Below are 349 nucleotides of genomic sequence, written 5' to 3' on the forward strand. Positions count from 1 at the left end.
GCTCGGAACTAGGATGCAATACCAAACATTTCGGCTGAAATTGAGCACACTGTCCAATCATCTCCGCCATAAAATCTACATTTTCTTTCCTTTTCTTTTCATCCAGCACCGATATGTCCAACGTGCGTGAGAAAGGAAGATGTATAGACCAGACCTTGATACCGGCACTATCAATTTTTGCTTTCATATCCCGGATACGAGGAACAACTTCATCTGCCGGAACTCCTCTATAACACTGGTTAAATGCTACTTCCACATACTCTACCCCCACAGACCGGGCTTGAGAAAAGTCTGTGGAAGCAGGTACTTTCCACAAAGCTGTAGTCGTACCTACTTTATATTTCTGTGC

General features: G+C 43.8%; 1 protein-coding gene. It reads right to left on the minus strand.

The genetic code is table 11. The features are described 5' to 3' along the window. Positions 1-349: TIM barrel protein (locus AB5935_RS26665; RefSeq protein ID WP_368327942.1), on the minus strand; the 349-nt coding region annotated here is incomplete at both ends.

The organism is Phocaeicola sp. RTP21198st1_B8_RTP21198_201120 (assembly GCF_040929485.1).
Taxonomy (GTDB): Bacteria; Bacteroidota; Bacteroidia; order Bacteroidales; family Bacteroidaceae; genus Phocaeicola; species Phocaeicola dorei.